The sequence below is a fragment of the Streptomyces sp. CB02058 genome (genome assembly GCF_001905505.1).
GTDB lineage: Bacteria > Actinomycetota > Actinomycetes > Streptomycetales > Streptomycetaceae > Streptomyces.
On sequence record NZ_LIPG01000003.1, the window covers coordinates 273,125 to 296,353 of the forward strand.

Annotated in this window: 17 protein-coding genes and 1 pseudogene; 11 read left to right on the top strand and 7 right to left on the bottom strand. The window is 71.8% G+C overall.

Going from position 1 to position 23,229, the window contains the following annotated elements; all coding sequences use genetic code 11:
- The first annotated feature begins 644 nt into the window (after positions 1–644).
- From AMK10_RS14915 to AMK10_RS14945, 7 genes are all read left to right on the top strand, one after another.
- Positions 645–3,560, top strand: coding sequence for a Na+/H+ antiporter subunit A (locus AMK10_RS14915; protein WP_073748267.1), 2,916 nt, complete (start codon positions 645–647; stop codon positions 3,558–3,560).
- Positions 3,557–4,153: a Na(+)/H(+) antiporter subunit C gene (locus tag AMK10_RS14920; RefSeq protein ID WP_073748268.1), complete on the top strand. Its 597-nt coding sequence runs from the start codon at positions 3,557–3,559 to the stop codon at positions 4,151–4,153. Before AMK10_RS14915 ends, AMK10_RS14920 begins: the two co-directional genes overlap by 4 nt.
- A complete protein-coding gene (locus tag AMK10_RS14925) occupies positions 4,150–5,799 on the top strand; it encodes a Na+/H+ antiporter subunit D (RefSeq protein WP_073748269.1) in 1,650 nt (549 codons plus the stop codon). Before AMK10_RS14920 ends, AMK10_RS14925 begins: the two co-directional genes overlap by 4 nt.
- Positions 5,796–6,428, top strand: a complete 633-nt coding sequence (locus AMK10_RS14930) for a Na+/H+ antiporter subunit E (protein ID WP_073748270.1) — start codon at positions 5,796–5,798, stop codon at positions 6,426–6,428. The genes AMK10_RS14925 and AMK10_RS14930 overlap by 4 nt, the downstream gene beginning before the upstream one ends.
- On the top strand, positions 6,425–6,748 hold the full coding sequence (locus AMK10_RS14935; protein WP_073748271.1) for a monovalent cation/H+ antiporter complex subunit F: 324 nt from the start codon (positions 6,425–6,427) through the stop codon (positions 6,746–6,748). Before AMK10_RS14930 ends, AMK10_RS14935 begins: the two co-directional genes overlap by 4 nt.
- Positions 6,745–7,137: a monovalent cation/H(+) antiporter subunit G gene (mnhG, locus tag AMK10_RS14940; protein WP_073748272.1), complete on the top strand. Its 393-nt coding sequence runs from the start codon at positions 6,745–6,747 to the stop codon at positions 7,135–7,137. The genes AMK10_RS14935 and mnhG overlap by 4 nt, the downstream gene beginning before the upstream one ends.
- 111 nt (positions 7,138–7,248) lie before the next feature.
- Entirely contained in the window at positions 7,249–7,980 is a 732-nt protein-coding gene (locus AMK10_RS14945; RefSeq protein ID WP_073748273.1) for a CDP-alcohol phosphatidyltransferase family protein, read from the top strand.
- Here the strand turns inward: AMK10_RS14945 and AMK10_RS14950 are convergent.
- Entirely contained in the window at positions 7,949–8,398 is a 450-nt protein-coding gene (locus tag AMK10_RS14950; RefSeq protein WP_073748274.1) for an adenylyltransferase/cytidyltransferase family protein, read from the bottom strand. The genes AMK10_RS14945 and AMK10_RS14950 overlap by 32 nt on opposite strands.
- A 166-nt stretch (positions 8,399–8,564) precedes the next feature.
- Between AMK10_RS14950 and AMK10_RS14955 the strand changes: the two are divergent.
- The 3 genes and pseudogenes from AMK10_RS14955 to AMK10_RS14965 all read left to right on the top strand — a co-directional run.
- Positions 8,565–9,761: pseudogene (locus AMK10_RS14955) on the top strand (glycosyltransferase); the annotation flags it as partial.
- 110 nt (positions 9,762–9,871) lie between these two features.
- Complete coding sequence (locus AMK10_RS14960) at positions 9,872–11,563, top strand: lipopolysaccharide biosynthesis protein (RefSeq protein WP_073748275.1); 1,692 nt, start codon at positions 9,872–9,874, stop codon at positions 11,561–11,563.
- Entirely contained in the window at positions 11,560–12,804 is a 1,245-nt protein-coding gene (locus AMK10_RS14965; protein WP_073748276.1) for a hypothetical protein, read from the top strand. The genes AMK10_RS14960 and AMK10_RS14965 overlap by 4 nt, the downstream gene beginning before the upstream one ends.
- On the opposite strand, the gene AMK10_RS14970 is transcribed toward AMK10_RS14965, so the two are convergent.
- Positions 12,773–14,287, bottom strand: coding sequence for a hypothetical protein (locus AMK10_RS14970; protein ID WP_073748277.1), 1,515 nt, complete (start codon positions 14,285–14,287; stop codon positions 12,773–12,775). The genes AMK10_RS14965 and AMK10_RS14970 overlap by 32 nt on opposite strands.
- A gap of 133 nt (positions 14,288–14,420) precedes the next feature.
- Here AMK10_RS14970 and AMK10_RS14975 point away from each other — a divergent pair, with 133 nt between their 5' ends.
- On the top strand, positions 14,421–15,611 hold the full coding sequence (locus AMK10_RS14975) for a glycosyltransferase (RefSeq protein WP_073748278.1): 1,191 nt from the start codon (positions 14,421–14,423) through the stop codon (positions 15,609–15,611).
- On the opposite strand, the gene AMK10_RS14980 is transcribed toward AMK10_RS14975, so the two are convergent.
- Genes AMK10_RS14980 through gmd form a run of 5 tightly spaced genes read right to left on the bottom strand, consistent with a single transcriptional unit; the run spans position 15,583 to position 23,147 of the window.
- Positions 15,583–16,410 carry a glycosyltransferase family 2 protein gene (locus AMK10_RS14980; RefSeq protein WP_073748279.1) on the bottom strand — a complete coding sequence of 276 codons (828 nt, stop codon included), beginning with the start codon at positions 16,408–16,410 and terminating at the stop codon, positions 15,583–15,585. The genes AMK10_RS14975 and AMK10_RS14980 overlap by 29 nt on opposite strands.
- A complete protein-coding gene (locus AMK10_RS14985; protein WP_073748280.1) occupies positions 16,407–17,108 on the bottom strand; it encodes a hypothetical protein in 702 nt (233 codons plus the stop codon). Before AMK10_RS14985 ends, AMK10_RS14980 begins: the two co-directional genes overlap by 4 nt.
- On the bottom strand, positions 17,105–19,360 hold the full coding sequence (locus AMK10_RS14990) for a LamG domain-containing protein (protein WP_073748281.1): 2,256 nt from the start codon (positions 19,358–19,360) through the stop codon (positions 17,105–17,107). Before AMK10_RS14990 ends, AMK10_RS14985 begins: the two co-directional genes overlap by 4 nt.
- Positions 19,357–22,137 (bottom strand): LamG-like jellyroll fold domain-containing protein, encoded by a 2,781-nt coding sequence (locus AMK10_RS14995; protein ID WP_079180699.1) that lies wholly within the window; start codon positions 22,135–22,137, stop codon positions 19,357–19,359. Before AMK10_RS14995 ends, AMK10_RS14990 begins: the two co-directional genes overlap by 4 nt.
- The gene (gene gmd, locus AMK10_RS15000) at positions 22,134–23,147 is read right to left on the bottom strand and encodes a GDP-mannose 4,6-dehydratase (RefSeq protein WP_073748283.1); all 1,014 of its coding nucleotides are present in this window, start codon (positions 23,145–23,147) and stop codon (positions 22,134–22,136) included. The genes AMK10_RS14995 and gmd overlap by 4 nt, the downstream gene beginning before the upstream one ends.
- Between the last annotated feature and the right edge of the window lie 82 nt (positions 23,148–23,229).

The window sequence follows — 23,229 nt, forward strand, 5'->3', positions numbered from 1 at the left end:
ACGGCGCGCTCACAACCTGCTTACGAAGCTCCGCCGAAGTGTCGGTGATGCCTGCCATGCCCGGTAGCGGCACGCACGCTCCGGAGTGAGGCTGGTGGTGCAGGTATACGTTTCGGCCGGGGAGGCGAACCGCGGTGACCGATGGACCGCCTCCGCGCGCCGCGACCGTTCCGCGCACCACGTCCACTCCGCGCGCCGCGACCGTTCCGCGCGCCGCGACCACTCCGCATGACGTAGCCGTTCCGCATGCCGCGACCGCCCCGCACGCCGCGATCAGGTCGGCCGACGGTGCCGGGATCACGGTGCGCGACGAGGCGCGCTGCCGGTTGCGCGCCACCGGGCCCGCCCGCGGGCTGTCCGGCGAGATGCCCGACGAACCGTCGCATCTGTCCCTGACCGCGGACCGGGTGCTCCGGCCGCGGGAGGGCGGCGCCGGGGCGGACGTGCCGGAAGAGTCCCATGTCATGCCGTGTGACCGCGCGCTATCGGGGCAGGCGGCGCTTCATGACCGCAGCGGGACACGGGAGGACGCTCACCGGGGCTGACCGGAACCAGCGGGCCGGACGCCGCGCGGCGCGCCGTACGGGTGAACAGGGCTGGGGGATATATCTGTATTCGGTGCCCTTTGTTCCGGATCCCCCGTCGTGATCGCCCTCATCCTCAGCCATTTCGTCCTGGCGGCGTGCGCGGCGCCGCTCGTACGGCGGCTCGGCAGGTATGCCTTCGCCGTGCTCGCGCTGCCCCCGGCGGCCACCACCGTGTGGGCGGTGTCCGAGTGGGACGTCACCGAGTCGGGCCGTGCGGTCACCTGGTCCTGGGAGTGGATCGGCACGTACGACGTGTCGGTCGCCCTGCGCCTCGACGCACTCGCCGAGCTGATGGTGCTGCTCGCGGCCGGGGTGGGCATGCTCGTGCTGCTGTACTGCGTGTCCTACTTCGGCGACGACGCACCCCAACTGGCCTCCTTCGCCGGGAATCTGCTGGCCTTCGCCGGCGCCATGCTCGCCCTCGTCCTCGCCGACGACCTCATCACCCTCTACGTGTTCTGGGAACTGACCACCGTCTTCTCCTATCTGCTGATCGGCTACAGCAGCGAACACAAGAAGAACCGCCGCTCCGCACTCCAGGCACTCACGGTCACCACGCTCGGCGGCCTCGCCATGCTGGTCGGCTTCCTCATCGTCGGAGAGGCGGCGGGCACCTACCGGATCTCCGAGATCCTCGCCGACCCGCCGGAGACGACCCTCGCCCTGTCCGTGGCCGTCGTCCTCGTGCTCTGCGGAGCGCTGTCCAAGTCGGCGATCTGGCCCTTCAGCCTCTGGCTGCCGAACGCCATGGCCGCGCCCACCCCCGTCAGCGCCTATCTGCACGCCGCGGCCATGGTCAAGGCCGGTGTCTACCTCGTCGCGCGGCTGGCCCCCGCCTTCGCCGACGTACCCGTCTGGCGGCCGGTCGTCCTCGTGCTCGGCACCGCGACGATGATCCTCGGGGGCTGGCGTGCCCTGCGCCTCCACGACCTGAAACTCGTGCTCGCCTACGGCACCGTCAGCCAGCTCGGCTTCCTCACCGTCCTCGCCGGGGCCGGGAACCGGGACGCGGCACTGGCCGCCGCCGCGATGATCCTGGGGCACGCCCTCTTCAAGGCCGCGCTGTTCCTCGTCGTCGGCATCGTGGACCACTCCGCAGGCACGCGGGACCTGAGGAAACTCTCCGGCCTCGCCCGCAGCACGCCGTACGTCTGCGCGGTGGCCGTGCTCGCGGCGGCGTCCATGGCCGCCCTGCCACCCATGCTCGGATTCGCCGCCAAGGAGGCCGCTTTCCACGCGCTGCTCCACGGCGACGTCGTCGACCGCTGGGTGCTGGCCGGAACCGTCGTCGGCTCGGTGCTGACCGTCGCCTACACCCTGCGCTTCGTCTGGGGCGCGTTCGCCCGCAAGCCCGGCGTGGCCGACACCCCCGTCCACCCCGTCGGCGCCGCCATCCTGGGCCCGCCCGCCGTGCTCGCCGTCGCGGGGCTGGTCCTCGGCCCCGGCGTCGGATGGACCGACCACCTCTTCGCCGCGTACGCCGATGTCTTCCCCGCCCCCGCGCACCCCTTCCACCTCGCGCTCTGGCACGGCTTCGGGACCGCCCTGCTGCTCTCCGCCGTCACCTGGGCCGGAGGCGCGCTGCTCTTCGCGGGGCGCGCGGCGGTCACCCGGATCTCCCGGCGCGTGGCCTGGCCGACGGCGGACAGCGTCTTCGGGCACCTGCTGCTCGGCCTGGAACGCCTCGCCCTCCAGCTCACCGGATTCGTCCAGCGCGGCTCGCTCTCCGGCTACCTGGCCATCACCCTGACGGCGATGCTGGCCGGCCAGCTGGCGGTCCTGGTCACGGACCGCCCCTGGGAGGGAGGGGTCGCCCCCCGGGTGTGGGACGTCCCGCTCCAGGGCGCGGTGGCCGCGCTGACCTGCGCCGCCGCCCTCTCCTGTCTGACCGTCAGCCGCCGGATGAAGGCCGTCGTCCTGGCGGGCCTGACCGGATACGGGGCCGCGCTCCTCTTCGTCGTACAGGGCGCGCCCGACCTGGCGCTCACCCAGTTCTGCGTGGAGACCGTGTCGATGATCGTGTTCGTGCTGGTCCTGCGCCGGATGCCGGTGCGCTTCGAGGAGTCGATCGGCACCTGGCGCCGGTCCCTGCGCATCCCGGTGGCGCTGGGCGCGGCGGCGACGATCGGTGTGTCCGTGTGGGCGGCGGGTGCCGCACGCGTCGCCGAGCCCGCGGGCACGGCGATGGTCGAGGAGGTCGCCCACCACGGCCTCAAGGACGTGGTGGCCACCATCCTGGTCGATCTGCGCGCCTGGGACACGATGGGGGAGTCCGCCGTCCTCGCCGCGGCGGCGATCGGGGTCACCAGCCTCATCTATCTGCACCGCCGCAGCGAGACGTCCTTCAGCAGGGAGGAGCTGCGGGGGGAGACCGCCTGGGCGATGTCGGCCCACCCGCTCTCCGGCCTGCCGCAGGGCGACGACACCGCGCCCGAACGCAGCTGGCTGGCCGCCGGTGCCACGCTCGCGCCCGAACACCGCTCCGTCGTCTTCGAGGTGGTGGGCCGGCTGCTCTTCCACCCCATCCTGGTGCTCTCCCTGTATCTGCTGTTCTGCGCGGAGAACATGCCGGGCGGCGGCTTCGTCGCGGGTCTCGTGGCCGGACTCGGACTCATCACCCGCTATCTGGCGGGCGGAAGGTTCGAGCTGGCGGAGGCCGCGCCGCTCCAGCCCGGACTCTTCACCGGGCTCGGACTGTTCGTGTCCACCGCGGTCGCCCTCGGGGGTCTCGCCGAGGGGACGGTGCTGCACGCCTGGACCTACCACGGGAGGCTGCCCGTCTTCGGCGACTACCACCTGAGCACATCGGTCCTCTTCGACTTCGGCGTCTATCTGCTGGTGCTCGGCGTGGTCCTGGACATCGTGCGGGCGCTCGGCGCCAAGATCGACCGGCAGATCGAACGGGAGGCGGGCGCACTGGCCCCCGCGACGGGCCCGGGTACCGGCACGGGAACGGGGGAGCCGAACCGATGACCATGAGCGTCTCGCTCCTCGCCACCGCCGTCGTGCTCTGCGCGGTCGGCGGCATCCTCATGCTCACCCGCCCGCTCACCCGCATCCTGCTCGGCGCGGTGATCGCGGGCAACGGCATCAATCTGCTGGTCCTCTCGTCGACCGGCTCGGCAGGCGCCGCCCCCCTCCTCTACGGAGTGCCGCTTGCCCGGGTCACCGACCCGCTGCCCCAGGCCATCGCCCTCACCGCCATCGTCATCACCCTGGCCACCACGGCCTTCCTGCTCGCCATGGCCTACCGCAGCTACCAGCTGACCGGCACGGACGAGGTGCACGACGACCTGGAGGACCGGCGCATCTTCCTGCGCGCCGAGGTACTGGGCAGACGCGCCGAACTCCGGGAGGAGTACCGGGCGGAGTCCGGCCGTACGCGCTCGGACCGCGCGCGCTATCGGGCTGAACACCGCCGGCTGGCGGCCCGGCTGCGCGCCGACCGCGCACTCCAGGCCCGGGGGCGGGACGCCAGTGGCGACCTCTGGCACGACGTGCTGGGCGCCGACCCCGAGGACTACGTGAACGACGACACCAACGACGACCGAGGAGCCGCCGGATGAACGCACTCGTGCCGCTGCCGGTCCTGCTGCCCCTCTGCGCCACCGGGCTGAGCCTCGCCTTCGGGACCCGGCTCGCGCGCTTCCAGCGCTTCATCAGTGTCGCCGTCCTCACCGCCGTGCTGGGGCTCTCGGTGGCGTTGATGATCGCCGCCGACCGGCAGGGCCCCCTCTCCGTCCACCTCGGCGACTTCGCACCGCCGCTCGGCATCACGCTCGTCGCGGACCGGCTCTCCGGGCTGATGCTCACGGTGTCCTCCGCGGTCACCCTCTGCGTCCTGGTGTACTCGCTCGGCCAGGGCATGGCGGACCGGGACAAGGAGACTCCCGTCGCCGTCTTCCACCCCGCCTATCTCATCCTGGTCGCCGGGGTCTCCCTCACCTTCATCGCGGGCGACCTCGTCAACCTGTACGTCGGCTTCGAGATCATGCTGGTCGCCAGCTTCGTCCTGCTCACGCTCGGCGGTACCGGCCCCCGGATCAGGGCGGGCTCGACGTACGTGATCATCTCGCTGTTCTCCTCGATGCTGTTCCTGACGGCGATCGCCATGACCTACGCCGCCGCGGGCACCGCCAACTTCGCCCAGCTGGCCGTCCGGCTGCCCGATCTGCCCCTGGGTGTGCAGACCCTGGTGCAGGCCATGCTGCTGACCGTCTTCGCCATCAAGGCGGCCGTCTTCCCGCTGGCCGCCTGGCTCCCCGACTCCTACCCGACCGCGCCCGCGCCCGTCACCGCCGTCTTCGCGGGCCTGCTGACCAAGGTCGGCATCTACTGCATGCTGCGCACCGAAACCCTGCTCTTCCCCGGCAACCGGCTCGGCGACCTGCTCATGGCCGTCGCCCTCGCCTCGATGATCGTGGGCATCCTCGGGGCGGTGGCCCAGACCGACCTGAAGCGGCTGTTCTCCTTCACCCTCATCAGCCACATCGGCTACATGGTCTTCGGCATCGGCCTCGCCACCCGTGAGGCGTACGGCGGCGCGATCTTCTACGTCGCCCACCACATCACCGTGCAGACCACGCTCTTCCTCGTCGCGGGGCTCATCGAACGCCGCGGCGGCACCAACGAGCTGACCCGGCTCGGCGGACTGGCCAGGGCGACCCCTCTGCTCGCGGTCCTCTTCTTCCTGCCCGCGATGAACTTCGCGGGCATCCCCCCGCTCTCCGGCTTCATCGGGAAGCTCGGGCTCATGCGGGCCGGTGTCGCCGACGGCAGCGCCTGGGCCTGGGTCCTCGTCGCGGGCGCGACCGTGACGAGCCTGCTCACCCTGTACGTGATGGCCAAGATCTGGAACCTCGCCTTCTGGCGCACCGAGCCGCCCGGCCAGGCCGCCTACGGCACCGTCCTGGAGACCGCCGACGAGACGGAGGACGACGACCCCGACACCGGTCCGGACCGCATTCCCGGCACGGGCGACGAGGGCGTGGGTCTGACCCCGGCCGGACAGACCGTCACCGCCACCCTGCACGGGCAGGCCGTCACCACCACGATCCACCCGCCCCGGCTCATGATCGCCGCCACCGCCGGCGCCGTCGCGCTCGGACTGGCCTTCACCGTCCTGGCCGGTCCGCTGACGGCCTTCACCGACCGTTCGGCAGCCGAGCTGATCGCGCGCCGGCCCTATGTGGAGGAGGTGCTCGGCCCGTGAGGCGCCTGATCACCCTGTCGTACCGCAATCCCCATCTGCCCCCGTACAGCGTCGAGTTCGCCGGTCGCAGGCGCCGCGTGCTCGATCTCCCGCTGATCGCCTGGCTCACCTTCATCTGGGTCCTGCTCTGGTCCACATTGACCTGGGCCAACGTCGTCACCGGCGCGGTGGTCGCCATCGTCGTCTGCCTGGCGTTCCCGCTGCCCCAGGTCGATCTGGGGCTGCGCCTGCACCCCTGGGGCATCCTGCTGCTCGCCGGTTATCTGCTGTACGACATGTACACCTCGGGGGTGAAGGTCACCCGGCAGATCTTCTCCGACCGGCCGCACCGGCCCGCCGTCATCGGCGTACCGCTGCGCTGCCGCACCGATCTGATGCTCGCCGCGACCGCCGTGACCGTGTCCAACGTGCCGGGCGGCTCGGTCGTCGAGGTGCGCAGGGCAACGGCCACGCTCTTCCTGCACGTCCTCGACGCGGACCGGCCGGCCGAGCTGGAGGCCGCCAGACGCTCGGTCTGGAAGCTGGAGAAACTGACCGTGCGGGCGTTCGGCACCCCGGAGGAGATCGCGCGGGTGGACGAGCCGCCGCCGCCGGTCCCCGGCTCCGACCACGCGGGGGAGGACGCATGAGCGGCCCCGAGACCGTCGACCGGGTGCTGATCACCGCCGCCGTCGTCCTTGTCGTCGTGGCGGGCGCACTGCTCTTCGTCCGGATCAGCCGCGGTCCCTCGATGCTCGACCGGGCCATCGGCCTCGATGTCTTCGCCGCCGTGATCATCGCGGGGCTCGGCGCCAAGTCCGCCTTCGCCCGGGACCCGTTCTACTTCCCGATCATGCTGGTGCTCGCGTTCCTCGGGTTCACGGGGTCGGTGGGCATCGCCCGCTTCATCGCCGTACGCGACAAGCCCCGGCCGCGCCGCAAGCCCCTGGGCAGGGAGGGACGGAAATGAGCGTCTGGCTCCAGATCACGGACACGGCCGGGGCGGTTCTCGTGTTCCTCGGCGCGGCGATCTGCCTGCTCGGGGTGGTCGGCATGCTGAAGCTGCCGGACGTCCTCTCGCGCAGCCACGCCGCGACCAAGCCGCAGACCCTCGGGCTGCTGCTGGTGCTGGCCGGGGTCGCGCTGCGACTGCGCAGCGGCATGGACCTGGCGACGCTGGCACTCATCGGGTTCTTCCAGCTGATGACGGGCCCGGTCGCCGCACATCTGGTGGCGCGCTCGGCGTACCGGACGGGCCAGATCGAGCGCGGCGAGCTGCTCTTCGACGACCTGGACGCACAGCTCACCGAACCGGGGCCGGAGCCCGGCACGGAGCGGGGGCCGGGCGAGCGCCCCTGAGACTTCCGGCCTGCCACCGCCCCCTTTCCGCCCGCGTCCTGCGCATTTTCCCGCCGGTTCGCACCCTTTCTGCGATGATGCGGCGGGGTACCAACGGGCGCTGGGGGGCGTATGTCGAGTACGGGTACGGTGCTGCGCGAACTGCGCGGGGCACAGAAGTCGTCCAAGGGTGTCTCGCTCTACTCGCGGTACGTGAACCGCCCGGCCGGGCGGCTGCTCGCGGCGGGCGCGTACCGTGCGGGACTGACACCCAATCAAGTGACGCTGATCAGTGCGGTGTTCACTCTTGCCTCGATCGCCGCGGTGGCACTCGCGGAGCCGTCCTGGTGGCTCGGCGCCGCCGTCTGGGCGGGCCTGGCCGTCGGCTTCGCCTTCGACTCGGCCGACGGGCAGCTCGCGCGGCTGACCGGGCGGGGCGGGCCGGACGGCGAGTGGCTCGACCATGTGGTGGACTGCGCGAAGATGATCCTCGTCCACGCGGCCGTGCTGATCTGCTTCTACCGATTCGCCGAACTGCCCTCAGAGGGCTGGCTGTTGCTCCCGCTCGGCTTTCTCTTCACCGCTGTGCTCACCTTCTGCGCCGGGCTCCTGCGCGAGCAGCTCGGAAAGGCGGCGGCCCGCACCGCTCCGGCCGCACCCGGCCCCGCGGCTCCGGTGTCCCGGCTGCGGGCCGTGGCCCTGCTGCCCGCGGACTACGGGATCTTCTGCCTGGTCTTCCTGCTGCTCGGCGCACCCGGTGCCTTCCGCGCCGGGTACGCCGTGCTCGCGGTCGTGCACGCCGTGTTCCTCGTGGCGTTCCTGGCCAAGTGGTTCAGGGAGCTGAAAGTGCTCCGGGCCGGCTGACGAGCACGTCCAGTGCCCTGCGCAGCTGGGTGCTGGACGTGTGCACGGTGTACGGGAAGTAGACGACCTCCACCCCTACTTCGGCGAAGTCCCGCTCCAGGCGCAGGCCCTTCTCGGTGCCCCGCCAGTCGTCCCCCTTGAAGATGACGTCGAAGCGGACCTGCTGCCAGGTCTCCACCTTGTCCGGAACGGTCTCGACGAAGGCGGCGTCCACATGACGCACACTGCGCACGATCTCCAGCCGCTCGGGCAGCGGGATCACCGGCTTGTGGCCCTTGGCCAGGGCGGCCATCTCGTCGGAGACGACCCCGGCCACCAGGTAGTCGCACTGGCTGCGTGCGTGCCGCAGGATGTTCAGGTGTCCGACATGGAACAAGTCGTACACCCCCGGCGCGTATCCGACTCTGTGCTGCACCATCCGTTCTCTCCCCCCACGGTGGAACTGGTGCAACGACCTTACTGTGAAGAACACTTGTGCATCCCGTGAACGGATAAGCTCGAAGAAGAGGCTGTTCCGGGGGGAAGGCGATCATCCGTTGTCCGCTGATGAGCATCAGAGACTGTTCGAGAACCGCAGACTTCTTGTGGTCTCCACGAACTACGCCCCCGAGGTGACGGGCATCGGCCCGTACGCCACGCAGCTCGCCGAGCACTTCGCGGCGGCGGGGGCCAGGACCGAGGTCCTGACCGGTATGCCGCACTACCCGGCCTGGCGCGTGGACGAGCGGTACCGGGGGGTGTGGCGCAGTCAGGAGAGCCGCGAAGGCGTGCGCGTGCACCGGCGGCGCCACTATGTGCCGCCCCGTCAGACCGCCCTGCGCAGAGGGGCGTTCGAGGCGACGGTGCTCCTCCACGGCGTCCTCGCCCCGCCACCGGGGCGGCCCGACGCGGTGATCTCCCAGATGCCGAGCCTCGCGGGCGGTGTCATAGGCGCCCGGCTCGCACGCCGCCACAGCGTCCCTCATATACCCGTCGTCCAGGACCTGATGGGCGCGGCGGCCGCGCAGAGCGGAATCCGCGGCGGGGGCAGGGCGGCGGTCGTCGCCGCGAAGGCGGAGCGCTACGCACTGCGTGACGCGGCCCTGGTCGGTGTGATCCACGAGAGCTTCGTGGAGGGCGTCACCGCTCTCGGCGTGGACCCCGGACGCATCCGCGTCGTCCCGAACTGGACCCATGTGGAAGGCCCTTCCGCCGATCGTGCCGCCACCCGCGCCCGCCTCGGATGGCGCGAGGGCACCCCGGTGGTGCTGCACTCCGGCAACATGGGCCTCAAGCAGGGCCTCGACGTCCTCGTCGGCCTCGCGCGGCTGGCCCCGGACATCCGGGTCGTCCTGATGGGCGACGGCAACCAGCGCGACGGACTGCGCGAGCTCGCCGGAGGGCTGCCCAACCTCGACTTCCTGCCGCCCGCGGGCGCGGACGAGTTCACCGACGTGCTCGCCGCGGCCGATGTGCTCGCGGTGACCCAGCGGGCCTCCGTGCTCGACATGAGCGTGCCGTCCAAGCTCACCTCGTACTTCGTCTCCGGACGCCCCGTCGTCGCCTCCGTGGCCGACGAGGGCGGCACGGCCGACGAGGTGCGCCGCTCGGGGGCCGGGGTCCTCGTGGCCCCCGAGGACCCGGCCGCGCTCCTCGCCGCCGTGAGAGAGCTGGCCGCCGATCCGGTGGCGGCGGGCACCCTGGGCGCCCAGGGGCCGCGCTATGTCGCGGACCATCTGAGCCGGGAGGCGGGCCTCGCCCGCTTCGACGCCCTGCTCACCGAGGCGCTCGGCGACGTGCGGGCCGGGGTCACACCGGCCGGGAACGCGCGGGCCGGGGACGACACGCAGGCCGGGGCCACGCGGGCCGGGGACGACACGCAGGCCGGGGACGCACAAGGGAGAACACGCCGATGACGCATCCGATCCGGCCCCTCGACGACCAGGACGAACCCGCGCTGCTGCGCGACCAGTTCCGTCAGCTCCTGCGCTATCGCGCCCTCCTCGCCGGAGGCGTCGTCGTAGGGCTGCTCGGCGGCGGGTTCCTCGCCCTGAGCGGCGACGACACCTACACCGCCACCGGTGAGGTGCAGGTGCGCTCCGCGACCGCCGACCCCTTCGCCACCGGTGCCTCCGCAGACAAGGGCATCAACATCGGTTCGGAGCGGCAGACCGCGGTCAGCGACACCGTGGGCGACCTGGCCGCCGGCACCCTGCTCAAGGAAGGCGACGACGTCACCGCCAGAAAGCTGCTGGCCGGACTCCAGGTCACCAACCCGCCCAACACGCTCACCCTGCGCTTCTCCTACACCGGAGCCTCCCCGGAGCAGGCCCGCTCCCGCGCCGAAGCCCTGGCCAATGCCTACCTCGCGCACCGCAAGGCGCGCACCCAGGAAAGCATCGACAACATGGCGAACGGCTACCGCGCCCAGCTCGAACCGCTGGAGGAGAAGCGCGACCTGCTGGAGGAGCGGACCGGCGTCGACGCGGCGGACGACGTCAGCAGCGCCCGCGCCAACATCATCGTCTCCATCTCCGAACTCAGCCGGAAGATCTCCGAACTCAAGGCGCTGGACACCACGCCCGGTTACCTCAACAAGAAGCCCGTGGCCCCCACCGAGCCCACCGGCGCCGGACTGCCCCTCCTCCTCGGGCTCGGAGCCGTCGTCGGGCTCGCGCTCGGGCTGCTGCTCTCCTGGGTGCGCCTCGTCTTCGACCCCGCCGTGCGCTCCCCGCGCGAGCTGGTCCGCTCCCTCGGCGGGCCCCTGCTCGGCACCCTGCCGAGGGAACGCGCGGCCGTGGGCACCCTGCTCGCCATCGGCCGCAGCGGTTCCCGGCTCGCCGAGGAGTACCGGGCGGTGGCCTTCCGGCTCGCCTACGACCCCTCGTTCGCCGAGCGCCGCCGGCTGCTGGTCACCGCGCCGCGCGGCGACAACTCCGCGGCGGCGGCCGCCGCGGTCAACCTGGCCGCCGCGTTCGCCGAGATGGGGCGCGACGTCCTGCTCGTCGAGGCCGATCTGCGCACCCCGTCGCTCGCCCGTGACCTGGGTTCCTCCGCCCACGAGGTACGCCCCCCGCGCTGGGCCGCGGGCGAGGACGGCGACGGCAGCTGGCCCACCGGTGCCCGCCACAACGTCGACGTGCCCGGCTCCGGAGCCTTCGCCCTGGTGGCCGGGGCCACCGCGGACAACGTGCCGCGCGCCCTGACCTCCGCCCCCGTCGCCCGCATCGTCGCCGAGGCCGACCGCCCCGGCGCCGTGGTCATCGTGCTCGCCCCGCCGGTGCTCTCCTACGCCGACGCGGTCGCGCTCGTCGACCGGGTCGAGGGCGTCATGATCGTCTGCGACCCCCGCGAGGTGCACCGCAGCGACCTGGAACGCATCCGCGAGATCATCAGCGCCTCGGGCGGCTCGGTGCTCGGCGCCCTGCTCCATCCAGGCCGGGGCAGGCTGCGCCGCGCGGACCGCCGCCACAAGTCCGCCCGGCGCCGCACCGGCGGCGGGTCCGGCACCCCGTCCGTCGAACCCGACGCGCCGGAGACCACCGGGGACCCCGCCGAGACCATGGGGCTGCGCTCCTTCACCCTCCCGGGAGCGCGCCGGTGAGAGCCCATACCGCGATCCTCTGTTCGGTCGCGGACCAGGGCGTGGCCGCGCTCACCAACATCCTCGTGCTCGTGGCCGCCGCCCGGCTCTCCACCGTGGCCGACTTCGCCCGCTTCTCCGCGGTCTACCTCGTCTTCACCGTGCTCCTGGGTGTCTCCGGCGCGTACACGGGGCAGCCGCTGGTCCTGCGGCGCGGCGGCGGCGAGGCCACCCGGGGGGCCTGCCGCTCGGCCGTCGTGTTCACCGTGGGGGCGTCGGCCGCGCTCGGCGCGCTCATGGCCGCCGTCTGCCTGCTCGTCCCCGGGGACACCGCCCGCGCCCTGATGATGCTCGGCCTCGTCCTGCCCGTGGTGCTGGGGCAGGACGCTCTGCGCTACGCCTTCTCCACCCTCCAGCGGCCCCATCTGGCCCTGGGCTCCGACCTGGTGCGGCTGCTGTGCGTCCTCGGCGCCCTGTCCGTCCAGGTGTACGGGGCCGAGCCCGCCCGGCTGATCCTGGTCTGGGGGCTGTCCGCCCTGCCGGCCCTCCTGCTCTCCGCCGTCCTGCTGCACCGCGCCACCGCGGGGGCCCCGACGGCACTGCGCCCGATGCTGCGGCGCGGTCACCTCGGGCAGCGCTTCGTCGTCGAGTTCGGAGTGGGCAACGCGACCAGCCAGCTCTCCGTGCTCGGCCTCGGCGCCGTGGGCAACCCGCTCCTGGTCGGTGCCCTGCGCGGGGCGACCACCCTGTTCGGGCCGCTCAACGTGCTGTTCACCTCCGCCACCTCCTTCGGCCCGCCCCTGCTCGGCCGGATCGCCGACGAACGGCGGCGGGTGCGGGCGACCGCGGGCCTCTCCGCCGTCCTCGCGGCCACCGCCGCCCTCTGGGCGACCGCGCTGGCCCTGCTGCCCGACCGGGCGGGACGCGAACTCCTCGGCGACACCTGGCCCACGGCGGCGGCGCTGCTCCCCGCGACCGGCAGTCAGTACGCCGCGATGGCCGTCGGGACCTGCGGACTGCTCGCCCTGCGCATGCTCGACCCGCGCACCACCCTGAGCATCCAGGTGGTGTTCTCGCTCACCGCCGTCGCCCTCATGGCCGGGGGCTACGCGCTCGGCGGGGTCCCCGGGGCCGCCTGGGGCCTGTGCCTCGGCTCGCTCTGCAAGGCCGCCGCCACCTGGACCAGGGTCGCCCGGCTGCGCCGGCGGAACCCTGACGCGAAGGAGTCCCTCAGCGCCGGCGCGCTGCCTTCTGCTCCCTGAACGTGGTGATCAGCAGCAGGCACAGCGCGGCGATCGCCAGCTTCCCCGCCGCCTGGAGCAGCGGACCGCGCAGCAGGATGAAGGTGTACCCCGCGATCAGGGGGGCCGCGATCGCCAGCACACTGCCCGGTCCGGGACCCGCCCGGGTGACGGCCAGCGCGTATCTGCGGTCCGTACGGGCCGCCGCGTAACCGATCAGCGCCAGCCCGCCGATCATGCCGGCCGCGCCGAAGTCGACCCAGAACTCGGTCCACAGCGGGGCCGAGAGGTTGGTCATGTTCATCCCCATCCACTGGCCGACCCGGACCCCGGTGTCCTCCGGCTTCCCGCTCCACACCGCCCTGGGCACGAAGAAGAGCGCGGAGCCCGCCAGTTGACGGCCGTACGTGTGGCCCCGGGTGTCCACCCAGGAGATGGTGTTGGCGAACATCACCGTCTGGTCGTAGTCCTTGGTGGCCAGCGGCTCGAAGACGGAGGCCGACTGCACCGGCCGGTAGCCCTCGTCGTCGTAACGGAAGCGGTCTGCGTACGGGAACAGCACCAGGGCGCCCACCACCCCCATGGTCAGCACCGAGCGGTACATCGCGGCGCTGCTGGGGAACGCGGTGAAGAGCAGCGAGACCAGCACCGTCAGGAACCAGTAACGGGCGTTGGAGATCGGGTTGTTGACGACCAGGTTCACCGCCGCGAGCACCACCCACACCAGGGCCGTCGACGGCGAGCGCCGCGCACGGCGCGAGGTCACCAGGCGCCGGGTGTAGAAGAGGAACGCGAGCAGCGCGGGGACCGTGCCGAAGCCCTTCAGGAACGCCGAGCCGACGTTCGACTCCTCCGAGACCACCCCGCTCTGCGCGACCGTGGCGCTGATCTCCTGGCGGCTGGAGAAGAAGACGGCGGGCCCGCCGAGCTTGACGACGTAGTACCCGCTCGCCAGCAGCGCGATCACCACCAGCAGCCGCAGCTTGATCCGGTGCGCCACGGCGGGCCCGGCCGAGCTGCGCGAGGCCGTACGCCGCCGCAGCGGGCGCCGCGAGGCCAGCAGTGCCCCCAGGTCGAAGGCCGCGCAGCCCACCAGGATCATCGCGATCGCGGTCACCAGGTCCGAGCGCGGCCCCACCATCGGCGTCGGCGTCTGCCCGATCACCAGCTGCGCGAACGGCGCGACCCCCATGGCGATGTACACGAACATCCAGAAGACGCCCTGGAGCAGCCGCCGCCGGGTGGAGAGGATCATCGTGGCGAGCCGGGCCCCGGCGTAGCAGGTCAGCACCAGCTGCAGCCAGTACGCGGTGTCCCGGACCCCGGACCCCGGCTGCGCCGCGATCACGGCGGGGAGGAAGCAGACCAGCCCCAGGATGAGCGGCACGGACACGGCCCGAGAGAGCATCGCCCAGGTCAGGGGGCGCGGGGCGGGCTCCACCGGCGGACGCGGGACGTCGTTGCGGGCGGGTGCGGTCCCCACCGTCTCGTGCACGGACGTCATGACCCCCCGATCACCGGCCCGAGGGCCCCGTTCGCCTGGCCATCCGGCCCGTGAACACTCTAACGAATCAGCCCACTTGAGGGGATGCGATGGCTAGTCTGTGAACAGTCGGCCGAGGTTGAGGGGAACCCTGGTGAAGATCCTGCACATCGTCACGCTGCACACTCCGGACCACGCCTTCGGCGGTCCGACCCGGGTCGCGCTCAACCTCTCCAAGGTCCAGCGGGCCCACGGCGACGACGCCCGCATCATGGCGCTCGGCGACGGCTTCGGCGGCGCTCTGCCGGGCGAGGTCGAAGGAGTGCCCGTGCACCTCTTCCAGGCCCGCCACCTGCTCCCGATGTTCGAGGTCAGCGGCATCACCTCCGGCGCCCTGCTGAACACGGCGCGGCGCATGATGCGCGGCGCCGACCTCGTCCACGTCCACCTGATGCGCGACCTGGTGACCCTGCCCGCCGCACTGCTCGCGCTGGCCACCCGCACCCCGCTCGTCGTCCAGACCCACGGCATGGTCGACCCGACCGAGAAGCGCGTCGCCCAGCTCACCGACCTGCTGGGCGTCCGCACGGTGCTGCGCCGCGCCGACGCCGTGCTCCACCTCACCGAGGCGGAGCGCCTCGACGTGAACGCGGTCGCCGCGCCGGTCGCCCTCACCAACACCGTCCGGCTCGTCAACGGCGTACGCCCCCAGGAGCGCAAGCCCGCACGCGACCCGGAACGCCCGCCGACCGTGCTCTTCCTCGCCCGCGTCCAGGAGCGCAAGCGCCCCGAGGACTTCGTCGCCGCGATGCCCGCCGTCCTGGCCCGGCACCCCGAAGCCCGCTTCGTCCTCGCGGGTCCGGACACCGGCGCCCTGCCCGGCACGCTCGCGCTCGCCCGGAGGCTCGGCGTCCTGGATTCGCTGGACCATGTGGGACCGCTGGGCCACGAAGAGGTGCTCGCCGCCGGGCGGGAGGCCGACGTCTACGTCCTGCCGTCGATCGAGGAGCCCCTCGGCGTCTCGGTCCTGGAGGCCATGTCCGTCGGCACGCCCGCCGTCATCACCCGCACCTGCGGCCTCGGGCCGGACGTCGCGGAGGCGGGTGCCGGGCGGGTCGTCGACAGCCGCGTCGGCGAGGACGCGGAGAACGCCCGCAAGGTCGCCGACGCCGTCCTGGAGCTCCTGGAACCCGAGGCCAACGACCGTGCGGGGAAGGCCGCGTGGAATCTGGTCAACGAGCACTTCACCATCGAAGCCGTGACCCGGACCCTCCGGGGGACCTACGAGGACGTGGTCCGCCGGAGGGAGCGCGGGGTCAACCGGTCTTTCCCTCGCGCGACTTGAGCGCGATCTGCCAGCGGTAGAAGCTCATCGCCAGGGCGAAGTCCAGCCCCGCCCGCCCGTCGAGGAAGCCCCGCCGGTAGACGTACATGTAGGCGAACGACACCAGCGGCTTGAACGGCGCCTTGTGGAAGAGCTGCCCCTGGCGGGACTTCACCTTCCGCACCTGCTCCTTCACCTCCGGGTGGTGCTCCAGCCACGCCTCCCAGTCCGAGTAGCGGTTGTGCCGCTCGAACCACGCGGTGACCGGGTCCAGGTCCTGGTGCTCGATCGGGTTGCTCAGCGCCTGGGCGGTGGTGGCGACGGGCTGGTAGTGGCCCTCGACCTCTCCGATCCCCGGCGCGGCGAGGTCACCGACCTCCGGGTAGTAGCACTTGGTCCGGTCGGTCAGTGAACGCTTGCGGATCGTGTAGCCGTGCCGGAGCCGCTTCCCCGAGAACCAGTAGCCCAGCGGGATGTCGTACGCCGCCGGCTTCGGGCTCTCCGGGTCGGCGAACGTCCGCCGCAGCTCCGCGAGCAGCCCCGGGCTGAGCCGCTCGTCGCCGTCGAGCAGCAGGATCCAGTCCAGGTCCGTGCGGACGTTCTCCAGGCACCACTGCTTCTTGCGCGGATGCCCTCCGTCCCAGGTGTACGTGACCACCTCGGCACCGCACTCCTCGGCGATCTTCGCCGTGTCGTCGGTGCTGTGGGAGTCCACCACGACGACCGCCTCGAAGTGGCCCAGGACCGACTTCACCGCCTCGGCGATGTTCAGGCCCTCGTTCTTCGTGGGGATCGCCACGGCGATGGGCAGCTTGCTCATCCGTTGTCTCCTTGCGGCAGCCAGGCATAGCAGCCTGTGGAGGTGAAGGTGCGGGCGGAGTCGGCGATGGTGATCTCCACCTGCTTGCCGGTGCCGGAGGAGCCCGCCTCCAGTTCCTTGCCCTTGGCCCCCGCCACCTGCCAGCTGCAGGCCTTGGTGGGGGAGGGCGCCCGGTAGCGTCCGGGCCGGAGGGCGGCGCCCTTGTGCGTGCCGTCGGCGTAACCGAGGGCGGCCTCGTCGATCACGTCCTGGTGCTGCGGGCACAGGTGCGCCACCGCGGGTCCGGCGTCCGTGACCTCATCGGAGACGACCGCGGCGACGGCGATGTCCCGGTCGGCCTTGACCAGATAGCGCAGCCGGTCGCAGGTCTCCTGCCCGGTCTGGAGCACCGCGGCCGGGTCCATCCCCTTGGGCACGCGGTCGGTCAGATACTCCTTCTGCTTCTTGGTGAAGGACCCGGTGGCCGGGGTGACGTCCCCGGCGGGGGCCTTCGGCGTACTGCTGGGCTTCGCGGCCTGCGAGCCGGACGGGGAGGCCGTGGGCCCGGCGACGGAGGGCGCGGCGGAGGCCGCCGCGGGCGGCGTGCCACCCGCGGCGGCCTTCCCGCCTCCGTCGCCGGACCCGCCGGACGAACCGCAGGCGGCCAGCACCGCCGTCGCGAGAGCGACGGCGGCGCCGGCCAGGAACGGATACCTCATCCACCCGTCCTCAGGGCGTAGTGCGCGCTGACCGTGGAAGCGCTCAGCGCGGTCGGATAGACGGCGGTCTCGTCGATCTGACCGGCGAAGAAGTTGCTCGTCGGACGGTTCGGCCAGCTGGCCAGGTTGTCGCCGCCGACCCGCCAGTACCCGGGGTAGTTCTCGTTGGAGGTGTAGAGGAAGTTCGACGCGCGCAGCTGCCCGTCGACGTACAGCGCCATACCTCCCGAGCCCTGGCTGGCGACGACATGGTGCCACTCGCCGTCGTTGAAGGCCCCGGTCGTGGTGACCGTCCGGTATCCGCCGCTGTAGACGCCGAAGACCAGCCGTCCGTTGTTGGCCATGTACACCTGCTTGTCGTAGCGGGTGCTGTTCTGCATCGTCAGGTTGCCGAACCCGATGATCTTGCCGCCCCGGGTCGTCGTGGTCTTGATCCAGGTCTCCACGGTGAAGCGGGTGGGCTGGGCATGGCGCTTGTTGCTGTAGGCGTACTCGCTCGTCCCGTCGAAGCCGATCGCGGTCGAGTCGCCCGCGATCGCCGCAGGGGTCTGCTGGTAGGCGGGCGCGTTGCGCAGGAAGCCGTTGTTCAGCCCGCCCGTGGTGTCGGCCGCGAAGGTCGAAGTCCCCTCGTCGTAACGCCAGTAGAGCGAGGCGCCGTCGGACAGCACCCGGGCCGGATAGCCCTGCGTCGACGCGGCCACGGTCGCGGACTGGGCCGGGGACTTGGCGCTGGTGTTGGTGCCGTCGCTCGCGGTGATGCGGTACGAGTGCGTCTCGCCCACCGCCACATCGGTGTCCGTCCACTTCAGCTGCGGACGGTCCCAGAACAGCGAGTACCCGGTGGTGGTGTGGACGGGTGTGCTCGCGCCGTCCTTGTAGATCCGGTAGGTCAGCTCACCGTCGTCCGTGTCGAAGCTGGTCTGCCACTGGACGTCGATCTGCCCCGGGGTGACCGTGGAGAGGCTGACGTTGGGCACCCAGGGCGCTCCGGTGTCCGGGCCGTCGGCGAACCGGGTGAGACCCTGCTGCCCCGCGCCGTTGACGGTGGTGAACTCCCCGCCGACCCACAGGTAGTGGCGTCCGCCCTTGTCGGTCTGGGCCATCACCCGGGGCCCGACGGGCTCACCGATGCCGTCGTTGGTGTCCGGGAACCAGGGCAGCAGCGTCGGATCGTCGACCGACTGGGCCAGAAGGTGCTTGCGCGGCTGGTCCGGGAACCCGCCCATGCTGGCGCAGTCATGGGCGTGGCTTCCGCTGTACAGCACGCCCGAATGGACCAGGACGGCCTGGGTGGCGCCCAGGCAGGTGTCGCGCCAGCGCTGCTGGTAGTCGTCGAGGTCGATCGCGATCCGGCCGTCGAACACCCCGCCGCCTGTTCCCTCGTTGGCGGTGTAGAGCCCGGTGGCGTCCGTCGTGAGGTCCTGCACCGTCGAGGTGTTGGGGATGAAGCCCGGGTAGCTCGTGGTGAGCGCGCCCGTGGTGGCGTCCACCACCGCGAGGGCGTGCGAGGTGGTGCCGTTGACGGTGAAGAAGTCACCGCCGAGCGCCACGTGCTGCCCGTCCGGGGTCACCTGGACGGCCCGCGCCACCTCGTCGGCGTTTGCGGTCCACGGCAGAAGGTCGGCGCCGGTGGTGACGGCGGCGAACTTGTTCCTCGTCTCGCCGCCCACGCTGTTGAAGTCACCGGCCAGGTAGACGGTGTCCGCGGTGACGTCCAGGGCGCGCACCGTCGCGGAGACGGAGATCTTGAAGTCCTGGCGCGGGGTGCACGTCGCGGTGTCGACGGCCGCGATGTTGCTGACGCCCACCCCGTTCACCGCGCCGAACTGCCCGCCCGCGTACAGCGTCTCCCCGTCGGGTGAGAGCGCGAGGGCCCGTACGGTCGCCGTGCCCGAGGACAGGGTGAACGACAGGCTGCAGCCCGTCGGCGCGCCCGTCGCCGCGTCGAACGCGGCGAAGTTCACCGCCGGCTGCTCCGATGTGCCCGCCGCCGCGTCCGGAGGGCGGATGGTGGAGAAGGTGCCGCCGGCGTAGACGGTGACCTCCGTCGCGGCCATCGACCACACGATGCCGTTGGTCTGCCAGGTGGTGAGGTCGTCCGCGGTGAGGGCCACCGGCGGTGTCAGCGCCGCCGCCGGGGAGGCCCCGGCCGCTGTCGCGGTCAGGGCTCCGGCGAACAGGCAGAGCGCGGCGGACGCGGCCCGCACACGGCCCCGTCCCCTCTGTCTCCGCCCCGTACTTCCGTTCATCATTCATCTCCGAAGGTGAGGACGAGCTGCGGCCGGTAGGCCGCCGTTGCCTCGCTCGACCAGATGCGGAGACTGTCCGTCCCGCTGCTGGTCAGGGCGAGTGAGGTGGCGGAGCCGAGGGCCCCGCCGAGTGCGGACGCGTTCAGTTCCGCCGAATAGTCGGTGGAGACGGAAGCAGCGCCGGTAATGGTCCCCAGCACGGTCGTGGAGAGCGACGGCCGGGTGTTGTAGGTGACCGCCGATTCGGTCCACGCGCCGGTGACCGGCACGATGCTGTGGCTCTCGGCCGAACCCGCCGTCGAGTCCGACGACGTCCGGAAGGCGAGCCGCGCGCTCTTGAGCACCTGGCCGGCCGGGGCGGACGGCAGGGTGAAGCGCAGATAGCCGACATAGGCCGTGGTGCCCCGGGAGGCGAGCTGGCTGTCGTTGTAGTTCGTGTTCGCCGCCACGCTGTTGACGTAGGCGTCCTCGTCCGGGGTGACGGCGACCGTGCTGTCGCCCGGACCCGGCGGGGTGCCAGCCAGCTCGTGGTGCTCCGCCACCTGTGCGGCGGTCAGCGCCGAGGGGTAGACCGCGGTCTCGTCGACCTGCCCGGCGAAGTAGTCGCTCGTGGGCCGGTTCGGCCAGGCGTTGTTCATGGCGTCACCGCCCACCCGCCAGAACCCGTTGTACGAGCGGTTGCCGCTCGCCGGGTCGCTGCCGACCGCCTCCCCGTCGACGTACAGCACCATCCCAGACGGGCCCTGCGTGGCCACCGCGTGGTGCCAGGCGCCGTCGTTGTAGGAGCCGGCCGACGTGATGGTGGGACGGGTGTTGCCGCTCTGGACCCCGAAGGCGAGCCGGCCGTCGTTCGTCAGGTACACGAGCTTGTCGCTGATGCTGCTCGTGTGCCCGCGCTCCGTACCGATGTTGTTGCCGTACCCGACGATGCGCCCGCCGGTCGTCGACGTGGTGCGGAACCATGTCTCGACGGAGTACGGCGTGGGCGAGGTGTAGTGGTGCAGCCGGTCGCTGTAGACGTACTCGTCCGTGCCGTTGAGGGAGAGCGCGGCCGACCCGGCGACGGCGGACGGCGTGGCGCGGTAGGACGGCGCGTTCACGTACACACCGCCGTTGTCGCTCGTCGAGGCGTCCGCGGCGAAGGCGCCGCCCGCCTCGTCGTAGCGCCAGTACAGGTCGGCCCCGTCGGCGAGCACCTTCTCCTGATAGGGCGAGGCGGAGGACGCGGCCGTCACCGAGGCGGCGGCGGACAGCCCACCTGTGTTGGTGCCGTCGCTCGCCGTGATCCGGTAGCTGTACGTCCGGCCCGCCACCACGTCCCGGTCGGTGAAGGTCAGCTGCGGCCTGCTGAAGAACAGCGAGGAGCCCGTCGTCGTGTACACCGGAGCCGAGCCGCCGTCCCGGTAGACCCGGTACGTCAGCAGGCTGTCGTCCAGGTCCAGGCTGCTGCGCCAGCTGACCTTGACCTCACCGGCCCTCGGCGCGGACACGCTCACCGCGGGAGCGGCGGGTGCCCCGGTGTCCGGGGTGTTCGCGAACCGGGTCAGCGCCTGCTGCCCGACCCCGTTGACCGTGGTGAACTCGCCGCCCACCCAGAGGAAGTCCCGGCCGCCGCGCGAGGACACCGTCAGCGCGCGGGGCCCGACCGGCTCACCGATGCCGTCGTTGGTGTCCGGCAGCCAGCCCAGCAGATCCGGGTCGTCGACGGACTGCGCCGTCAGGTGCTTGCGGACCTGGTTGGGGAAGCCGCCCATGGTCGAGCAGTCGTGCACATGGCTGCCCGCGTACAGCACGCCCTTGTAGACCCGGACCGCCTGGGTCGCACCCTGGCAGGTGTCCCGCCAGCGCTGCCCGAAGCCGTCGAGCTCCATGGCGAGCCTGCCGTCGAAGGAGGCGCCGCCCGCGCCCTCGCCCGCCGCGTACCAGCCGTCGGACTCCGCGTCGGTGACGATGTCCTTGATGACGGCGGAGGACGGGATGAACGTGGCGCCGTAGGCACGGGTGACGGCGCCGGTGGAGCGGCTGGTGACCGCGAGCGCGTGCGAGGCGGTCCCGCCCACGGTGAAGAAGTCGCCGCCGATCAGGACGCTCTCCCCGTCCGGCGTGACCTTCAGGGTGCGGCCGGGTTCGTCGGCGTCCGGATTCCAGCCGGTCAGCGCGCCGGACGCGGTGACCGCGCCGAAGAAGCGCCTGGCCGTGCCGTTGACCGTCTGGAAGTCGCCGCCCGCGTAGACCGTGCCGTCCGCCGCGACGTCGAGGGCGCGCACCGTCGCACCGAACTGCGGGGCGAAGCCCGGACGGGGCTGACAGGTCGCCGTGTTGATCGCGGTCAGGCCGTTGGCGGCCTGGCCGTTCACCGCGTTGAAGTAACCCCCCACGTAGAGCGTGGACTTGTCGGGGGAGACCGCGAGCGCCCGGACCGTGGCGGTGCCGCTGCTCCGGGTGAAGGAGAGCGAACAGCCGGTGGGCGCACCGGTGGACGCGTCGAAGGCGGCGAAGTTCACGGCGGGCGTGGTGTTGCTCCCGGAGGGCGAGCCGGCCGGCCGGACGGTGGAGAAGGTGCCGCCCGCGTAGACGACACCGTCGGCCTCGGCGAGCGCCCACACGATGCCGTTGGTCTGGTACGTGGACAGGGCGTCGGCGGTGAAGCCGACCGGTGGGGTGAGCGCGGCGGCCGGGGGAGCGGTGACCGACGAGGTCCCGAGCGCGCCCGCCGTGAGCGCCATGATCGAGGCGAGGACACCGCCCCGGGTGCGTCTGAGACGTCTCGGCCCTCTCATCGGTCCACCCTGACCGAGGACCCCGTGAGCTGGTCGCTCAGCAGCCGGATGTCCGCGTCCACCATGATCCGGGCCAGCTCGCGCGACTTCACCTCCGGCTTCCAGCCGAGGAGTTCCTCCGCCTTGGAGGCGTCCCCGATCAGCGCGTCGACCTCGCTGGGACGCTCGTACTTGGGGTCGTAGCGGACGTGCTCCGCCCAGTCGAGGCCCGCGTGCTCGAAGGCGTACTCCAGGAACTGCCGGACGCTGACCCCTTCGCCCGTGGCCACGACGTAGTCGTCCGGGGTGTCGCACTGGAGCATCCGCCACATCGCCTCCACGTACTCCGGGGCGTAACCCCAGTCGCGTACGGCGTCGAGGTTGCCCAGATGCAGCCGGTCCTGGAGGCCCGCCTTGATCCTCGCCACCCCACGGGTGATCTTGCGGGTCACGAAGGTCTCGCCGCGCCGCGGGGACTCGTGGTTGAACAGGATGCCGTTGGTGGCGAACATCCCGTACGCCTCACGGTAGTTGACCGTCGCCCAGTACGAGTAGACCTTGGCCACGCTGTACGGGCTGCGCGGGTGGAACGGGGTCTTCTCGTTCTGCGGGGGCGGGCTCGCGCCGAACATCTCGGACGACGACGCCTGGTAGACCCGGGTGTCGATGCCGCTCGCGCGGACCGCCTCCAGCAGCCGCACGGTGCCGAGCCCGGTGACGTCACCGGTGTAGAGCGGGGCGTCGAAGGACACCCGGACATGGGACTGTGCGCCCAGGTTGTAGACCTCGTCGGGCTGGATGTCGCGCAGCAGGTTCACCAGTGCGACACCGTCGGAGAGGTCGGCGTGATGGAGCACGAAGGAACGATTCGCTTCCTCGGGCCCCTGGTAGATGTGATCGATCCGCTCGGTGTTGAAGCTCGACGAACGGCGTATCAGTCCGTGGACCGTGTACCCCTTCTCGAGCAGCAGCTCCGACAGATACGAGCCGTCCTGTCCGGTCACACCCGTGATGAGTGCGGTCTTCGCCATGACTCCCCCCTCTGTGATCGCCCCAAGGGCGTTCTTGTTCACCGAAATATCTGGTTCTGAGCGGAATGCGGCAAAGGGTCAC

Excerpts from the sequence above, each read along its gene's own strand:
- AMK10_RS14920 (WP_073748268.1), top strand. The coding sequence starts at position 3,557 with ATGACCATGAGCGTCTCGCTCCTCGCCACCGCCGTCGTGCTCTGCGCG.
- AMK10_RS14925 (WP_073748269.1), top strand. The coding sequence starts at position 4,150 with ATGAACGCACTCGTGCCGCTGCCGGTCCTGCTGCCCCTCTGCGCCACC.
- AMK10_RS14935 (WP_073748271.1), top strand. The coding sequence starts at position 6,425 with ATGAGCGGCCCCGAGACCGTCGACCGGGTGCTGATCACCGCCGCCGTC.
- mnhG (WP_073748272.1), top strand. The coding sequence starts at position 6,745 with ATGAGCGTCTGGCTCCAGATCACGGACACGGCCGGGGCGGTTCTCGTG.
- AMK10_RS14945 (WP_073748273.1), top strand. The coding sequence starts at position 7,249 with ATGTCGAGTACGGGTACGGTGCTGCGCGAACTGCGCGGGGCACAGAAG.
- AMK10_RS14950 (WP_073748274.1), bottom strand. The coding sequence starts at position 8,398 with ATGGTGCAGCACAGAGTCGGATACGCGCCGGGGGTGTACGACTTGTTC.
- AMK10_RS14960 (WP_073748275.1), top strand. The coding sequence starts at position 9,872 with ATGACGCATCCGATCCGGCCCCTCGACGACCAGGACGAACCCGCGCTG.
- AMK10_RS14970 (WP_073748277.1), bottom strand. The coding sequence starts at position 14,287 with ATGACGTCCGTGCACGAGACGGTGGGGACCGCACCCGCCCGCAACGAC.
- AMK10_RS14980 (WP_073748279.1), bottom strand. The coding sequence starts at position 16,410 with ATGAGCAAGCTGCCCATCGCCGTGGCGATCCCCACGAAGAACGAGGGC.
- AMK10_RS14985 (WP_073748280.1), bottom strand. The coding sequence starts at position 17,108 with ATGAGGTATCCGTTCCTGGCCGGCGCCGCCGTCGCTCTCGCGACGGCG.
- AMK10_RS14990 (WP_073748281.1), bottom strand. The coding sequence starts at position 19,360 with ATGATGAACGGAAGTACGGGGCGGAGACAGAGGGGACGGGGCCGTGTG.
- AMK10_RS14995 (WP_079180699.1), bottom strand. The coding sequence starts at position 22,137 with ATGAGAGGGCCGAGACGTCTCAGACGCACCCGGGGCGGTGTCCTCGCC.
- gmd (WP_073748283.1), bottom strand. The coding sequence starts at position 23,147 with ATGGCGAAGACCGCACTCATCACGGGTGTGACCGGACAGGACGGCTCG.